The 15,954-nt window shown below is 51.8% G+C and carries 15 protein-coding genes and 5 tRNA genes; 4 read left to right on the plus strand and 16 right to left on the minus strand.

What is annotated here, in order from left to right; genetic code table 11:
• Positions 1 to 283: 283 nt before the first annotated feature.
• The 15 genes from ACLTXB_RS11105 to pyrB all read right to left on the minus strand — a co-directional run bounded on the left by ACLTXB_RS11105 (position 284) and on the right by pyrB (position 13,135).
• Positions 284 to 2,011: an ankyrin repeat domain-containing protein gene (locus tag ACLTXB_RS11105; protein ID WP_428227024.1), complete on the minus strand. Its 1,728-nt coding sequence runs from the start codon at positions 2,009 to 2,011 to the stop codon at positions 284 to 286.
• Between the two features lie 3 nt (positions 2,012 to 2,014).
• Entirely contained in the window at positions 2,015 to 5,113 is a 3,099-nt protein-coding gene (locus tag ACLTXB_RS11110) for a DUF4474 domain-containing protein (protein ID WP_428227025.1), read from the minus strand.
• Positions 5,016 to 6,305 (minus strand): hypothetical protein, encoded by a 1,290-nt coding sequence (locus tag ACLTXB_RS11115; RefSeq protein ID WP_428227026.1) that lies wholly within the window; start codon positions 6,303 to 6,305, stop codon positions 5,016 to 5,018. Before ACLTXB_RS11115 ends, ACLTXB_RS11110 begins: the two co-directional genes overlap by 98 nt.
• A 12-nt stretch (positions 6,306 to 6,317) precedes the next feature.
• The gene (locus ACLTXB_RS11120) at positions 6,318 to 7,241 is read right to left on the minus strand and encodes a DUF3991 and toprim domain-containing protein (protein ID WP_428227027.1); all 924 of its coding nucleotides are present in this window, start codon (positions 7,239 to 7,241) and stop codon (positions 6,318 to 6,320) included.
• A 6-nt stretch (positions 7,242 to 7,247) separates the two neighbouring features.
• Complete coding sequence (locus ACLTXB_RS11125; RefSeq protein WP_428227028.1) at positions 7,248 to 8,024, minus strand: Fic/DOC family protein; 777 nt, start codon at positions 8,022 to 8,024, stop codon at positions 7,248 to 7,250.
• Positions 8,017 to 8,220, minus strand: coding sequence for an antitoxin VbhA family protein (locus ACLTXB_RS11130; RefSeq protein ID WP_428227029.1), 204 nt, complete (start codon positions 8,218 to 8,220; stop codon positions 8,017 to 8,019). Before ACLTXB_RS11130 ends, ACLTXB_RS11125 begins: the two co-directional genes overlap by 8 nt.
• Before the next feature lie 70 nt (positions 8,221 to 8,290).
• Positions 8,291 to 8,755: a hypothetical protein gene (locus ACLTXB_RS11135; RefSeq protein ID WP_428227041.1), complete on the minus strand. Its 465-nt coding sequence runs from the start codon at positions 8,753 to 8,755 to the stop codon at positions 8,291 to 8,293.
• 76 nt (positions 8,756 to 8,831) lie between these two features.
• Positions 8,832 to 9,338 carry a hypothetical protein gene (locus tag ACLTXB_RS11140; protein ID WP_428227030.1) on the minus strand — a complete coding sequence of 169 codons (507 nt, stop codon included), beginning with the start codon at positions 9,336 to 9,338 and terminating at the stop codon, positions 8,832 to 8,834.
• Between the two features lie 499 nt (positions 9,339 to 9,837).
• Positions 9,838 to 9,913 (minus strand) — tRNA-Lys (locus ACLTXB_RS11145).
• A 9-nt stretch (positions 9,914 to 9,922) separates the two neighbouring features.
• A tRNA-Gln gene (locus ACLTXB_RS11150) sits at positions 9,923 to 9,997 on the minus strand.
• Between the two features lie 78 nt (positions 9,998 to 10,075).
• Positions 10,076 to 10,152: transfer RNA gene (locus tag ACLTXB_RS11155), tRNA-His, on the minus strand.
• A gap of 44 nt (positions 10,153 to 10,196) precedes the next feature.
• Positions 10,197 to 10,273, minus strand: a tRNA-Arg gene (locus tag ACLTXB_RS11160).
• A 3-nt stretch (positions 10,274 to 10,276) separates the two neighbouring features.
• Positions 10,277 to 10,350, minus strand: a tRNA-Gly gene (locus ACLTXB_RS11165).
• A gap of 108 nt (positions 10,351 to 10,458) precedes the next feature.
• Positions 10,459 to 11,793, minus strand: coding sequence for a hemolysin family protein (locus tag ACLTXB_RS11170; protein WP_151075485.1), 1,335 nt, complete (start codon positions 11,791 to 11,793; stop codon positions 10,459 to 10,461).
• A 283-nt stretch (positions 11,794 to 12,076) separates the two neighbouring features.
• Positions 12,077 to 13,135 carry an aspartate carbamoyltransferase gene (gene pyrB, locus ACLTXB_RS11175; protein WP_008980035.1) on the minus strand — a complete coding sequence of 353 codons (1,059 nt, stop codon included), beginning with the start codon at positions 13,133 to 13,135 and terminating at the stop codon, positions 12,077 to 12,079.
• Between the two features lie 188 nt (positions 13,136 to 13,323).
• Between pyrB and ACLTXB_RS11180 the strand changes: the two genes are divergently transcribed.
• Genes ACLTXB_RS11180 through ACLTXB_RS11195 form a run of 4 tightly spaced genes read left to right on the plus strand, consistent with a single transcriptional unit; the run spans position 13,324 to position 15,679 of the window.
• Positions 13,324 to 13,875 carry a putative ABC transporter permease gene (locus ACLTXB_RS11180; RefSeq protein WP_428227031.1) on the plus strand — a complete coding sequence of 184 codons (552 nt, stop codon included), beginning with the start codon at positions 13,324 to 13,326 and terminating at the stop codon, positions 13,873 to 13,875.
• A gap of 35 nt (positions 13,876 to 13,910) precedes the next feature.
• The gene (locus ACLTXB_RS11185; protein ID WP_008980037.1) at positions 13,911 to 14,243 is read left to right on the plus strand and encodes a PadR family transcriptional regulator; all 333 of its coding nucleotides are present in this window, start codon (positions 13,911 to 13,913) and stop codon (positions 14,241 to 14,243) included.
• Entirely contained in the window at positions 14,240 to 14,902 is a 663-nt protein-coding gene (locus tag ACLTXB_RS11190; RefSeq protein WP_428227032.1) for a permease prefix domain 1-containing protein, read from the plus strand. The genes ACLTXB_RS11185 and ACLTXB_RS11190 overlap by 4 nt, the downstream gene beginning before the upstream one ends.
• Before the next feature lie 54 nt (positions 14,903 to 14,956).
• Positions 14,957 to 15,679, plus strand: a complete 723-nt coding sequence (locus ACLTXB_RS11195; protein WP_428227033.1) for a permease prefix domain 1-containing protein — start codon at positions 14,957 to 14,959, stop codon at positions 15,677 to 15,679.
• A 12-nt stretch (positions 15,680 to 15,691) separates the two neighbouring features.
• On the opposite strand, the gene ACLTXB_RS11200 is transcribed toward ACLTXB_RS11195, so the two are convergent.
• Complete coding sequence (locus tag ACLTXB_RS11200) at positions 15,692 to 15,862, minus strand: hypothetical protein (RefSeq protein WP_020989485.1); 171 nt, start codon at positions 15,860 to 15,862, stop codon at positions 15,692 to 15,694.
• Between the last annotated feature and the right edge of the window lie 92 nt (positions 15,863 to 15,954).

Below are 15,954 nucleotides of genomic sequence, written 5' to 3' on the forward strand. Positions count from 1 at the left end.
AGTCGAATTTCCACTGCTAAAATCCACATTTGCCGCTACTACCTTAAAAAAACCGCAGCCACCCCAGACTGGGGTGGCTGCGGTTTTTGTGTGGGGTAGATTCAGTATTGGATCTTGGACAAGTCCCCAAAAGCTGTGCCGGCACCTCTTTGTGAAAATCTGATCTAAATATACTTAGAACGTACCATCCATATTACCTTTTGAGTAGTTGCGATTTTTGCTACTATTGTGTCCCTGAATGATTCGCTTCAACCAACTACTGATTTTTAAGAATCTACACATTTTAAAATGCGGACAATAGTTCTAAGATATCAGGATTTTGTTTTGTTTCAGCTATGTCAAAAACACTATTACCTTCGCTGTTTGTGCTGGACAAATCAGCTCCAGCTTCAAGTAATAGCTGCACGCAGGGAACACGGTCACGCATAACTGCGAACATTAGCGCAGTTGTTCCATCTTCACTTTTGGAATTAACATCTGCGCCAGATTCAATAAGGTATTTTGTGATGTGTGCACTAGACATTGCCGCAATGGAGATGATTGGCAAATCTCCATCAGTATCTCTTTGATTTACATCAGCGCCATAAGCTACCATAAGTTTTACCGCATCAAGGTAACCAAGAGAAACTGCAGAGGATAATGCTTCATATGAGATTTTATTTCCGTTTTTTAATAAAAATTGCAAAATATCTGTGCGATTGAGCTGAACGGCATTTAAGAGCATTTCATTATCGTGCTTTGAGAGTCCTGCCTGAGAACACCGCTCTAAGAGACTGAGGCAAGGGAAACTATCCTTCCATATGGTTTCTTTCTCAGAATCAGTGATAGACGAAAAATCTATATGGTCCCAAATTGCCTCGCCCATTTCATATTCACCTTTTTGAACAGCAATTCCAAAAGATGATATTATTACTTGGTTGCAAATCGGAGAACCTCTTTCAACTAAAAGTTCAAAGAGTTGAATATTTCCACTCATGGCGGCAAGATCCAAATACGAGAAACTCTCTCCTTGGGGTGAAGCAAAACTGACAGTAATAGCATTATCCAGTAGATACTCAGATGTTTGGTATTGCCCTGCGCTTACTGCAGAATAAAGAGCACTTGTTATCGATAAATCACCCTCTGAAAATATAGATTTATTCTCAAGAAGCCAAGAAAGAGTGCTAATATTACCATACTGAGCTGCAATGTCCAGAGGAGCTAAGTCCCAATCATTATATGATAATCCAATGTCAAAACAATGCGCTAATGCATCTTTATTGCAGAAAGCAACTAAACTATACCCGAGCATTCGTTTCTGTTCGGCAGACAAATTTGCGATATCTTTGGATTCGGCGCAAATTAAATACGGACTGTTTCCTTTAATGGCTTCTACGATCAATGGAGGCAATACATTGTTTATATTCGTTGGTGAGCAGTTGTTTACAATGAGCTGGACTAAATCAAGATGTTCATATCCTTGGCCATTTACTCCTTGTACTACCTCTTCTAATGTATGTTGGGATACAGTTGCTCCATTATCAATCAGGAATTCTGCGGTAGAGTAATACCCCTCTTTGGCTGCCATATCTAAAGCAGTATCCCCATTATTGTTCACATGGTTTATATCAATGCCATGCTCAAGATATTGCCGACACAATTCCACGCCGTCTGGGCGAAGTGCAGCAGAAAAAAGCAAAGTATCTCCTTGACTATCGCAAAACGTGAGGTCGGTGCCTGCCTCGATGAGGTAGTTTGGGATTGCTTCATTAAAACATTCATCATATGCATATTGTATCGGACGCATTTTCCGAGACAGTAGGTTGCTACTTTGCTCTTCGTTCAAGTTTGCACCGCTGTCAACCTCTTCTTTTACCCATTCGAGTGACCCAAAATCAATAGCTGCAAATAACGGCGTTGGAGTTGTTGCGTGTTCGATGTAATCACCCCCTTTCTCTAAAAGCACGCTACAACCGCAAGTGATAAAAGCAAGAACGATCACCTGCGTGATAACGATAACGCGTAGTTTCATGCTTTATTTCCCCCAGGTAAATTTTACTTTATAGTACCATCCACTAGAGCCTGCGGAAGAATAATAGACCTTGGTAGTCGAGTGAATAGTAAAATTGCTGTTATCAAATCTACCACCACTTCCCGTTCCTGCTTTAGTAGAGGAAATACCATTTTTGAAGCGAGTTGCCATTGTTCCGCTCCCGTTAGCATCTGCTGGGAAATAAATATAACCATTTAAGGTTAAATCTTCAGCAGGAATATGCCCGATGCTCGGTCTAAAACCATTGAGCCACCAATGCCGTTGAAGCGGCCGGCTAAAGATTAATTTGCCGCTGCTTACAGGCCCATCATAAACCTTATAAGACATTAAAAGCATATCTTCTTCATCGACAACCCAATAGTGACCAATGGCATCTTCAATACAAATCCCTGCACTCTCAAAATAGCCTGTGTTTTTGGTGCTATTTTGGGGGAGACGATAGTAGACACCAATTTCTGCACCGACGCCCATATTGAGATAGAATCCCTTCCAACCTTCGATCATCCAATCCATACCATTGTAGTTGAAGCGAGATTCAAAATACCGATAATCTGTAAGTTGGAATACGAAGTCATAAACGTCGTTATATCCGAATGGTTTCTGGGCAACAAATTCGTCATTTGGTGTGTACCAGATACCCTCATCCTCATTCCATTTAAAGAAGAAGGGAAAACCTGGGAGTGCTTCAATCGGATTTGCAGGAGCATCGATGGGAAGGTTAAGTTTGAGCCAAGTGGAATACCCTACTTTTCCTCGGTTTTCGCCAGTATTTCCACCAGGCAAATACTTATCTTTATAGGCGTTTACAGCAATTTCAGTTTTGGGCCCAAAGCTGCCATCCACATCCAACCGCTCAAATCCCAGAGAAGAGGCGTACCTATTGAGGGCAGTTTGGAGCGCCTTTATATCAGAGGAATGCCAACGTATGCCCTTATACAGCACCGTACCGTTGCGGAATTTGCCAAGCGGATCAATATAGATTAGGGGGCTATTTTCAACATACAGATACTGCACCAACTGCATCGGGTTATCCACGTACTCCTTGATACTGTACTGGCTCGGATCAAGGATGGGGTCCATAGCGGTAAAGTGACGATTCTCCGCGTCATAGAACCGTGCCTTGGCATAGTACTGGTTCAGCACCGCATCGAAGTCGTGGGTCGCATACCGCTTCACCAGATCCAGTTCCCGCTGGCCGCACTTGAGGACGGCGTTGTGGGTGATCTCGCCCCACTCATTGTAGTGGGTCCAGCTCTCCACCTTGCCGGTCAGGGGACTGGTGAGGTAGTCGGCGGTGCCCAGATAATCCATGTGGTAGTACAGCCGGATCTGGTTCCCATTTTCGATGAGCTTGCTGGAACCGTTCTCTACGCCTGTGATGTTCACGCTCAGGCGGTCATTGCCGTAGACATAGCGGTAGGTGAGGCCGTTGACCTCCTGCTCCATCAGAGGCTCGTGGGTCTCAGTGGTGTAGTCCACCACGAACTCCTTCACCACGGTGGAGGTCTTTTTCACGTCGCTGCCGGTGGGCTTGTCGCTGGGCTTCTTACCGCTGTCGTCCTTCTTCGGGGCGGCCAGCAGCATGATACCAGAATCGGCGGAATCGGCGGGCGCTTCGTCCAGCACGGCGTCTGTCTCCGTAGTGCTGTCATCAGAGGGAGCCGGAACCTCGGGGCTGTCAACAGAATCGCTGGCGGTCTCAGGTTCTTCGGCGACAGAATCAACGGCCTCGGCCAGCACATCATGGTAGCCATAGCTGTTCTTCGCGATCACCCAGGTCTGCTCCACCAAGGCGCCCAGTCCGTTATAGAGATAGGAGCTGCTTTCGGCGTTGGCGTTGACGCCCTTGACCATCTTATTGGTCTCGTCGTAGGTGTACGTCCCAATGCTGGTGACCTTCTTGTTTTTGCCGTACTGCTCCTGGATCAGGTTGCCCCTCTTGTCATAGGTGAAGGTAGTGTGGGTCTTCCAACCGTCGCTGGACTTCTCCGTGATCTGATTCAGATTGTTGAGCTTGTAGTCCGTGGTGACGTTATTGGAGTTGGTTTCCCAGGTGAGGTTGCCCAAGCTGTCATACTGATAGGTGCGGCTGGCATTTCCATAGTTTTCCTTGGCATTGGTCACCCGGTGCAGCGCATCATAGGTATAGAAGTTCTCTACCGTGGCCTCGCCGGTGCCATTGCCCCGCATATACTCATAGGTCATGTTGCCGCAGTCATCATATTTGTAGACATGCTTCTGCTGCTTCATGTCCTTGCCGCTGGGATCGGTGTCTTCCACCTTCAGCAGCTGGCCGATGGAATCGTAGTGGTAGTCCTCCACCCAGCCGTGAGGATACTCCATCTTCACCGTGCGGCCCATGCCGTCGTAAGTGTAGGTGGTGGTGCGGCCATCATACTCGTACAGGGTGATCTCCCACTCGTCCACACCGTCCTGAGTATCCACACGATGCAGAGAGGTCTTGACCAGGTTACCCATCAGATCATACTCAAAGAGAGCGGAGTTGCCCAGGGCATCGATGGTCTCGATCACGTTGCCGTTGGCATCCAGAACATAGCTGGTCTTATGGCCGCCCTTATCTGTGCTGGCAACCACCTGGCCTTCGCCATTGTATTCGATGGTCTCACTCTTGCCATCCGGCGTAGTGGTCTTGATGAGCCGGTCCAGAGGATCGTATTCGTAGGTGGTCACGCCGTCCACAGTGGTCTTTTTGACCATGTTGTGGTTACCGTCGTACTCATAGGAGATGGTGTAGCCTTCAGCGTCGGTCTCGGTGGCCACATCGCCGCGATCGGTGTAGGTGTAGGTGGTCACGCCGCCTCTGGGATCGGTGATGGTGAGCACGCGGTCCATCTCATCATAGGTATAGGTGGTGGCGTTGCCCAGAGCGTCGGTCATCTTCACTACACGTCCGCAGTCATCGTAATCATAGTTAGTCTCCGCACCTTCCTCGTTGACAACTTTGATCAGCCGGCCATCGGAATCATAGGTCTTGGAGGAAACGCCGCCCTCGGCATCCTTCTTGCCCACCAGCCGGTCCAGACCATCGTAGGTATAATAAAGTGGTGTTACCGTTGCCATCGGTCTCGGAGATCTTATTGCCATTACCATCATAGGTGAAACTGTGGGTGTAGCCCTCAGCGTCCACATACGAGGTCAACTCATTGCGGGCATTGTAGGTATAGGTGATGCTGTGGCCATCGGCCTGAGTCAGCTTTACAACGTTGCCGTTGGCGTCATACTCAGTGGTCGTTACAGCGCCAACGGGATCGGTCATGGTCAACACACGTCCCAAACCATCATAGGTATAGGTAGTGGTGGCCCCATCTGTGTTGGTCTCAGAGATCAGGTTTCCATCTGCATCGTAGACTACGATGGAGACGCCATTCATGGCATTAATGGTCTTGACCAGATTGCCCACCCGATCATATTCATAGCTGGTTGTGTACCCACGTGCGTTCTTGATGGCAGTCATGCGATTGTTGGCATCGTAGGTGTAGGTGACCACATAGCCCTCTTCGTCCGTTACGGTAAGATTGTTGCCGTTGGCATCATAGGTATAGGCCACCTTGGTGCCGTCCTTGTTGGTCATACCCACCAACTGGCCGGCGGCATCGTAGAAGAAGGTAACTGCATGGCCCATGGGGTCTGTGGTGCTGGAGACCCGATCCATGTTGTCGTACACGTTGCTGGTGGTCAGCCCCATCGGCGTCGTCTCAGAGAGCTGATTCCCGTTTTCGTCATAGGTGTACTGTGTCACATTGCCCAGCGGGTCCGTGGAAGAGATCATATTGCCATCAGCGTCATAGGTATACTTCCGCACGTTCCCGTTCCGGTCGGTCTCCTGGACCAACTGCCCCAGTGCATCGTAAGAGCTGCTGGTAGCATAGTCCAAAGGATCGGTATTCTTGGTCTGGTTCCCCTCATTGTCATACTCGAAGGTCTGCCGGTTGCCATTGGCGTCCGTAGAAGCGACCAGGCGATCCAGTGCGTCATACTCATGCCGCACGACGCCGCCTTCGGCATCGGTAGTCGTAAGAGGATTTCCGTTGGCGTCATAGGTATAAGAGATGCTGTTGCCGCCGGGGGAGGTCACGGTGGACACTTGGCTCAGGGTATTATAGGTATAGGAAGTCGTATGGCCCTCGGCGTCCGTGGCAGTCGCCTGCTGGTTATCCGCCGTATAGGTGTAGGAAGTCACAAACCCCATGGGATCGGTGATGGACAAGACGTTGCCCACTGCATCATAGGTATAGGAAGTGACTCCGCCCATATCGACATGGCGTCACCCCATCCGCCGGACCATCTGCACAGTATGATCCTGCTCGGCCCGTTCTGTCAGGTCGTCGTTCCAGTCCTTGTTCTCCGGGATCAGGCGGCTTGAGGCGATCCCAAACTGCTCCGCGATCTGTTCGGCCAGACGGAGGCTGGCGGTATGACCCGCCTTGTCGTTGTCCAGACAGAGACAGACATCCCGCAGGACGGGGTTGTGTTCCAGCATCCAGAGCACCGGCAGGCTGGAGGTCCCGCAGCAGGCCACGTAGCTGTGCTGCCGCCAGTCCTCTGGGTGGAGCGTGATATAGGAGAGCAGATCGATAGGTCCCTCAAATACATAGAGCCGGTCACTGACACCAGTCCAATGGAAACTGCACCGCGGGTCACTGCCCTCTACATTGATGCGGAAGGTCTTGCCTGTGTCATGGGTGCTTCGCTTGTGGGCATGACGGGCAACGCCGTGTTCATCCTTCCCGACGAACACGGCGTTGTGGTATTTTTCATCTTCGTAAATGAGTCCCGCATGGACGAAGGCGTTCAGCACGTCTCGCTGGATGTGCCGTTTTTTGAGCAGGTAGGCATAGACACGGCGCATGGTGTGGTTGGCAGGCGGCAGTTCAAACTGCTTTCTTTCTACCTCAGCCTGCTTTTCTTCTGGTAAGCAGGCTCCTGCCGCTGATCCGCCCAGCAGGAGCGTGACGGCATCCGGATAGCTGAGGTGGTAAAAGGTCTGGGCGAAGGAGATCGGGCCTCCGCCTTTTTCCGCCGCATGATCGTACCACTCATTGCCCCGGACTGTGATGCTGTGGTCACTGTCCAGCCGCTTCTCATGGCCGGAGGGAAGCAGCTTCTCTCCACGCTGCCGCAGAAACTCCACCAAGTCCACAGAGGCGGCAAGCCGTTTCTGCTCCTCGGTGAAATGGATGTAGGGCATGATTGTTCACCTCCAAAAAAGAAAAGCCGTGGGCTTATGCCCACGGCTCGTTGTTGCTTCAGTCCTCCCGCTGGTAGTGCGGCTGGGGGACATATTTTTCGGTCTGATACTTCTTGTACTTCTCCTGCTGAACTTCAGCGGGAGTTGTGACCTCCAACGCGGACTCATCGTAGAGATCGGTTCATCACAGACTGCATCCAGCAAGATCCGTTCCAGATGCTCATACTCAGAGAATTGATCCAGCGATGCCATCACCAGCGAGTCCCGCACATAGCCGGAGCTGGCTGCCAGCAATTCCTGATCCATATAGAATCCGTGATGCTCCACGAAAAAGGTCATCATCATAACCAGCGTCCGTGTGTTGCCCTCCCGGAACGGATGTACCTGCCAGATCTTCGGGAAGCAGGCCGTCAGATGGCGGACAAACTCCTGTCTGGAGAACTGCGGCCAGTCCTGTGACAGAAGTTCCTGGAATGCATTCTCCAGATCCCGGGGGATATCCTCATCATTGCTGTACCATACGCTTCGGCCAGCCAGCAGTTTTTCCCGCTTCTCAATATTAATGATCCGGTACTTTCCAGCCCAGTCATAAATATCTCCAAACAGAAACCGATGGATCTCACACAAGCCTGCAGGGGTGAAATCAGAGAACCCACGCTCATAGAGTAGCATCATATTGGCGCGGGACTGTTCAGCCTCTACCAGATCCAGCACCTTTTCATCCCGGATGTCCAGCTTGTTTTTCAGGACCGGGGTATCCGTATATAAATAGGGATCAGCCATGGCGCTGTACCTGCTCTGCCATTTTCCGGTGCGAGGCCAGCAGTGCGGATTTCATCTGCTCACCGCTCAACTCACCTCTGGCCCAACTGCGCGAAAGCATCCGGGCATAGTTGGATACAGGGACACCCTCAATCGCATTGATGGCATCCGCCGTTTTTACCGCAGCGATCCGCCGGCTGATTTGTTTGCTCGTCATTGTGAGATCACCTCTTGATCCAGTATAGCATGATGTATGAAAAAAGGGAAGTGGGATCTATTTGGCACCATCAACTCATACGGATCTCCTGATCTTCATGGTCATCCGGCTTATGACCCATGGCGATCTTCTTCTCTCGGATACGCTGGCGGAGTTTGCTGTCTGTGAACCGAATCGAGGCAATGGAGCCGCTGGTCGACTGCTCCTGAAAGATCCTGCTCATGTGGTGCAGGAGCCGGGTAGCTGCCGACAGCACAGAGGGGCTGCGGAGATGCTTCATCCATTCCAGCGTTGCGCGGGCAGCCTCATTTCCTTGCGCCGCGGACTGCTCCAGCCAGCGGACAGCGGCCTCATGATCGGGCGGCGCCTGCCTTCCCGGCAGGTATAGTTTTCCCAATGCATACTGGGCATAGCCTGGTGCATGCGATACATAGAATGATCCCCTGCTCAGAAAACTGTCCCACCGGGGAGGCGACAATTCGGCAGTTCCTGTACAGGTGTGTCCCCCATTTGTTTTCACTTTTGAACCCTCCATTCTGAAATCGTTAGAAAATAAAAAAGAGCCGTATCCTGCTAATTGCAAGATACGGCTCTCTATGATATGTGAGGGATCAGCTCAACTGCTGTCCCTGATCCAGTTCGTGATTCAGTCTCTCCTGGAGATTCGGGACGGTGTACTCGATTTTTTCTCTGGCTGCCTGAGTTGCTTTGAGTTGTTCCTCCTGTAGCTCCGGTCCATTTTCTAAAAAATAATCGATGCCCCGATAGAGCTCGGTTAGTTCCTCCGGCGAAAAGAGCTGGGCTTTGGAAATAAGTCCGGAGCGGACAGCAAAGTCCTGCTTTGCCGCAGTAAAGTCATCCTCATAATAGTGCCCGTAGCATACCCCGGTGCGATAGTAGTCCCAGATCCAAGTGACAAACTGGTAGCCAGAGCCTTGTTCTCGCTCCCGACCAGCCAGCAATGCGCCGCCGAAATCGGCCAGTAGATGGAACTCTTCACTTAGGCCGCTGACGCTCAGAAGATCAGAGGTTTGGACGGCCTCCACATAGTCCCAGACCTCATCGGCAGTCTGGGCAACTTCGTGGTACAAGTCGCCAGCTTCATCATTTCCGCTCATCTCTGGCAAGAGGAAAACCTCGTTTTTCGGAGAAACGAAAAGGACAGGCTGACCGTGGAGGAAAACCTCTAGTCGCTTATCCTGATTAATCTTCGAGTCGATTTCCTGCTTTCGAAGACATCTTGCGAGTTCGGCAAAAAATTCATTTGTCATAAGCTGTTACCTTCCTTTTGGTTCTGAAAATAATAAAGCCGGGACCATCGAGTGGAATCCCGGCATGAAAAGTGCTTGGTATCATTTTGTGATACCAAGCACTTTATCTTATGAAACTGTTTTGCTTTATGGAGAGCTGTGCCCTTTTTGAAATTCTATTGTTCAAAAAGGGCACAGCGGCTTATTCCGTTCAGATCCGAGCGATGCAGGGTTCGAGTCTCCGCAGTTGCTTCGAAACCGCCAAAAATATCTTTTGTTTCAAAGAAGAAAATCGAACATTAAAAAGCCCGGAAACACTTGATGCCGTAGGCGTTCAGCCTACGGCATCTAGAGTGTTGCGATAATATGGTGACCCAGCGGAGATTCGAACTCCGGACACCCTGCTTAAAAGGCAGGTGCTCTGCCGACTGAGCTACTGGGTCATATAAAATTGGCAGGGATGGCTGGACTCGAACCAGCGAGTGAGGGAGTCAAAGTCCCTTGCCTTACCACTTGGCTACACCCCTGTGTGTGGCTGGATTCTGAGTCACAGTGGAGAAAAAAGCGCGGGCCGGAGCCGAAGCTCCGGCCCGAACGCCTTCGTATGGGGTGGGTAAAGGGACTCGAACCCTCGACACCCGGAACCACAATCCGGTGCTCTAACCAACTGAGCTACACCCACCATGGACTATGACGGGGAGAAACCGCATAAAAGCCAAATAAGATTGGCACGCCTGAAGGGACTCGAACCCCTGACCCACTGCTTAGAAGGCAGTTGCTCTATCCACCTGAGCTACAGGCGCTTATGGAGCGGGTGATGGGAATCGAACCCACGCGACCAGCTTGGAAGGCTGGGATTCTACCATTGAACTACACCCGCATGGACGATGTGTTCTCTCACGTCAGCCATGAAATAATACCATAGGATTTATGCCTTTGTCAATGGCTTTTTTGAAATTTTATAAAAAAGTTATGGACAGGGGAGAGGTTAACTCTCGCCCTGTCCGGAGGTGCGCTCTTTGCGAACCAGAATCTGCTGAATACGGTGGTCCTTTACGCGCTCTACCCGAAGCTCCAGACCATAGAAATGGACCACTGGGGTGCTGCCGTCTTGAGGAATGGTGCGCAGTCTGCTGAGTACCATTCCTCCAACGGTATCATAATCTTCGTCTTGAGGAAGATCTAATTCGAGCGCTTTGGCCAGATCTTCTACGTTCAGACCGCCGTTTACCCGCCAGAGGTCTGGCTCCAGCTGTTCTAACTCCTGGGGTTGAGCAGGATCGAATTCATCATAGATATTACCTACGATTTCCTCCAAGAGGTCCTCCACCGTAATGACACCGGCCAATTCGCCGTATTCGTCTATGACAACGGCTAGATGAACCTTTTTCAGCTGCATATCCCGCAGCAAATCATCGGCGGGAAGACTTTCAGGGATCAGGTAGGCGGGGCGCATAAGCGAGGAAATGGATTTTCCATCCTGGGCGGCCCAGGAAAGAAGAAATTCTTTTGCGTTTAGTACGCCTAGAATTTGATTTTCATTAGAACCGTAGACAGGCAAACGGGACAGTCCGCTGGTGCGGATCACATCCAGTACTTGCTGAGCGGTGGCGTCAACGGGAAGCGCCACTACATCGGCTGCCCGGGTCATGACATCGCCCACCCGCTGGTCAGAGAATTCAAAGACGTTATGGAGCAGTTCCTTCTCATCTGCGTCAATAGTACCGTTTTCGTTGCCCAGGTCGATCATCATACGGATCTCATCCTCGGTAACCTGCTCCTCTTCCACATCGGTGCGCATACCTAGCAGACGCAGTACGCCGTTAGTGGACAGAGACAACAGATGGACGACAGGCCGGACGATAACAGACAGAGTGGATACCAGTCGGCAGGACAGACGAGCCATCTCCATGGGACGCTGCATGGCAACGCGTTTGGGTACCAACTCACCAAAGATCAAGGTGAAGTAAGAGAGGATCAGGGTGATCAGGATCACAGAGAGGGTATCCACGGCCGAGCGGGGAAGTGCGGTGACGCCGAGATCCACACAGATCCAGTGGACGATGTACTCCGAGAAGCTGTCAGCGGCAAAAGCAGAGCCAAGAAAGCCAGCCAGAGTAATGCCGATTTGGATGGTGGAGAGAAATCCGGCAGGCTCCTCCACCATACGCAGCAGCTTCGGGGCCAATTTATCTCCCTCTTCCTCCAGTTTACGGAGCTTGTTGGCACTGAGCGAGATTACCGCAATTTCTGTGGCGGCGAAAAAGGCATTGATAAGAATTAAGACGATTTGAATCAGAATTTGAAATGCAATAAGCGGCACAGTTTGTTCCTCCCAATTAAGTTCAGAAGGAAAAAAGAGCGTAAAAAAGCACGGCCTGCCTGGATGACCAGAGCAGACTATGCTCTTTAAAACGAATATGATAATGATCCGCAGTGGCTTGATCGCTGTCGGAATCCATGGTTCGTTTGGCTCCTTTTCCTTACGTTTGCAGGCACAGATGGCCTGTTAGGCAGGAGGATACCAAAAGGGATTCCCACCGTCAAGGGCTTATGACGATCCTTAACGGCTTATTTACAGCGCAAAGGGATTTCTTAACAGGTGATCAAAGGGCTGCGTCACAGAAGCCGCAGCAATCCACGCCGCCGATCTTTTTGATCAGGGGGGGCAGATAGGTTTCCGTCTGGGTAATGCAGCGGGGATTGTGGCAGATGGGCTTGGTGCCGATCTCCACCGGAGCGGGATGGTCATTTCGGGGCTGAAGGGCCAGGTGCTCCAGCAGAGCCATGCGGGCGAACATACCAAACCGGGCTTGCTGGAAATAAACCGCACGGGGATCGTCATCCACGTCCAGGGTGATCTCATCTACCCGGGGCAGGGGGTGCATGACCAGCATGTCGGGCTTGGCACGCTCCAGCTTACGGCGGGTGAGGATGTAGATGCCCTTGTTCCGCTCATACTCCAGGGGGTCCACAAAGCGCTCTTTCTGGATGCGGGTCATGTACAGCACGTCCAGCTGAGGGATAACGGGCTCCAAACCGGTGACCTCGGTGTACCACATGTTATGCTCCCGCATAAATACACGCATGTACTCAGGAACTGCCAGCTCCCGGGGGGAGATGAGGAAGAACTTGATGTCATTGAACTTGGCCATGGCCTTGATGAGGGAGTGGACGGTGCGGCCGTTCTTCAGATCGCCGCACAGGCCGATACACAGCCCGTCCACCTTGCCCCGCAGGCGGGTGATGGTGGTGAGGTCTGCCATGGTCTGGGTGGGGTGCATGTGGCCGCCGTCACCGGCATTGACCACGGGTACCGCGGAATAGAGGGAAGCCGCCTTGGCCGAACCCTCCCAGGGAGTACGCATAACCACAACATCAGCATAGTTGGATACCATTTTGATGGTGTCCTTCAGGGTCTCGCCCTTGGCCACGGAGGAAGAATTGGGGTCTGCAAAGCCGAACACCGATCCACCCAGCCGCAGCATGGCGGTTTGGAAGGAGAAGTTGGTGCGGGTGGAGGGTTCATAAAACAGATTGCAGGATACTTTGCCGCGACAAACGTCAATAAATTTCTCCGGTGCATCAATGATCTGGCTAGCCCGGGCATAGAGCTGTTCCCATTCCTCCCGGGACATATCACCAAAGTCGATCAGATTTCGCATTGCGGCCCCTTCCTTTCTCTTTGTCCGTATTCGAGTTATTATATCACAAAGTGCAGCTTTCCTTCAAGCGTAAGCCCAAGATTTCCTGCCGCTAAAACGCATGATTTTTTCTCTCTCCGGCATGCTAACTCTGTTGGTTTGGCTGTAGAGCACGGTGAAGACTGCTGTTTGGTGGGAGGAGAACCAATATGGAGTATTTCTGGTATTTTGTGTTATATAGCGCGCTGGGATTCCTGTTGGAAGTGGGGTATGCCTGGTGTACTGGAGGCCGCCGGGACCGGAAGCGTACCTTGGTACTGCCTTTGTGCCCGGTGTACGGACTGGGGGCGCTGGTGGTGTTGGCATTGCCCGAGGAGATTTTGACGCATCCGCTGCTGCTGATGGTGCTGGGCGGAACAGCGGCTACAGGTGTGGAGTATATCACCGCAGTTTTCTATGAAAAAGTGTTGGGTGTCTCCTTTTGGGATTACCGGGAGCTGCGCTGGAATCTGCACGGACGGGTGTGTTTATCCTTCGCGCTGGCCTGGTCCGCCCTGCTGCCAGCGGCGGTTTACTGGGTGCATCCGGCTGTCTCAGGCTGGGTGGAGGCCGTTCCGCTCCCTGTGACGGCGGCGGCGGTAGTGGCGGTGGGAATGGATCTGTTGATATCCGCTCTGCTGCTGCGCCGTACAGGAAAACGGGAATGCCTGCAATGGTACCGGAGAGAAAGCCGCAAGGCCTTTCTTGACACCTCTGGATAAGAGGTATATAATGCCTCTGAAAGAGAGGTGTTGTTATGAAGCTAGATAAGCAGCTGGCCAAAGGAAGCCATGAGCTGATCCTTCTGAAATTGCTCAGCCGTCAAGACATGTATGGGTATCAACTGATTCAACAAATGGCGCTTTTGTCGGAGGACGTATTCTGCATGAGTCAGGGAAGCTTATATCCATTTCTCCATGCCCTGGAGGATAAGGGGCTGATCACCTCCTATACCCAGATGGAGAACGGAAGGGAGCGCCGTTTTTATCATTTGACCCATGCCGGCCAGGGAGCTTTGCGGGAGAAGGAGGATCAATGGGGGATATACACCCGGGCCATGGCCCGAATTTTAGGGGGTGTACAGGAATGAAGCCTTGGGTGGAACACTTTGTTCACGCGTGTGTTGCAGAGATTCCAGACCTTGTGTATGGACGGCGTCTGAGCAGAGAATTGGCCGACCATTTAGAATCGCTGGCTTCTGATCTGGAGAGGCAAGGTTTGTCTTCCGATGAGGCACGCCAACGGGCTCTGGAGCATATGGGAGATCCCGGCGCACTTTCCACGGTCTACCTGGAGCAGTGGAGGCAGCGGATGAACACACCCAGGCACAGAATTCCGCGGGTTTTGTTCCTGATACCTTTCCTTTGTTACGCAGCTGCCATGCTGGGGTTTGGCGTACTCTACATAATCAATACACACAATTTCGGAAAGCCGCATCCGGGATACTGGGGGATCGTATCCGTATTGCTGGCATTGGTGCTTGTAACAGCTCCGGTCATTGCCGGTCTGCCCTGTAGCTGGAATCTGATCAAATACAGCTGCTGGATCTATGCGGCCATGCAGGTACTGCCGATCCTGTGCTGGATGGCGCTGGGTGGACCCTTTGAAGTTTCAGGAATGATGGTATCCGGTGCTGCCGGGACGTTGTCTCACAGTGTGCTGGCGGTATGGAGCGTGATGAACGGATATCAGCTGGGGTGCTATCAAAAGGCGTTTTCCAACCGATTTTCTATCCTGGGACACTGCTGACGGGAAACCATACGGTGTAGCTCCATGTTATGTACATTGGGAGGTAGCATAAAGATGAGTCATAGAGAGCCATGGATGAAAAACTTTGTTTCACAGTGTGTCGCCTCCATCACGGATCCCACCTACCGCAGACGGCTGGAAGGAGAGCTTGCCGATCACCTGGAGGAGTTGGCGGCAAACTTGGAGCAAAGCGACCTGAGTCCGGATGAGGCCCGGGAACGTGCGCTGGAAGAGATGGGAGACCCCAAAGAGCTGAGAGAAGCGTATCGGCAGGCATGGCTTCGTCACAGTCAGTCCCTGCGCAGTGTCCTTCAGACCATGACGGCAGGGTGGTGCTGGATGGCGGGCGGCTATGTCCTTACCATGTTCCTGCTGGGACTGGCAGGCTTCCGCTATGACAGCGGAGCATATCCCATTCAGGGACATCCTGGAAGGCTTTTCGTGTATGGAGGGCTGTTGTTTCTGATTCCCTTTTTCACCGGGGCACTAAGACTGAGTCGGGGATTCCCAACCAGCCGGCACCGGGTAAAGCTGGTGACAGCAGGGCTGCTGGCAGGCTGGCTGGCAGAGAAGGGGGCTGTGATGGTGCTGAGCGGTTGGATCTACGGTATCCCGTTTTGGAGATGTTCAGAACTGCTGGCACGCGTCCACGGAGGCGGAGACCCCACCGCGCCGTGGTTTACTCCGGTTTACATCCTGGGCACACTGGCAGGGAGTCTGCTGCTGGGAATCCTATTTGGGCAGAAAAAAACAGCCGTGGAAGTTCCACGGCTGTAGGGAAGGAGTATCTTACTCCTCGTAATCGTCATATTCAGAGGAGCAGGCGCGCTGCTGCAGCTTGACCTTGGCGCAGTCTCCCAGCTCAGAGAGCTTGTCCCAGTAGGCGATAACGGCGCACACCGCAGCGGCGGCGGCCAGAGAGAGAGCCACGATCTTCAGCACGAAACGGGCGATTTTCATAGTTAAAATCCTCCTTCTGGATTTAGGGTTGTTCATAGTGTACACGATTGCGGGAGAAAATACAATATCTCAGAGAAAAATTCAGCAGGGGA

This window comes from Flintibacter sp., assembly GCF_046973065.1.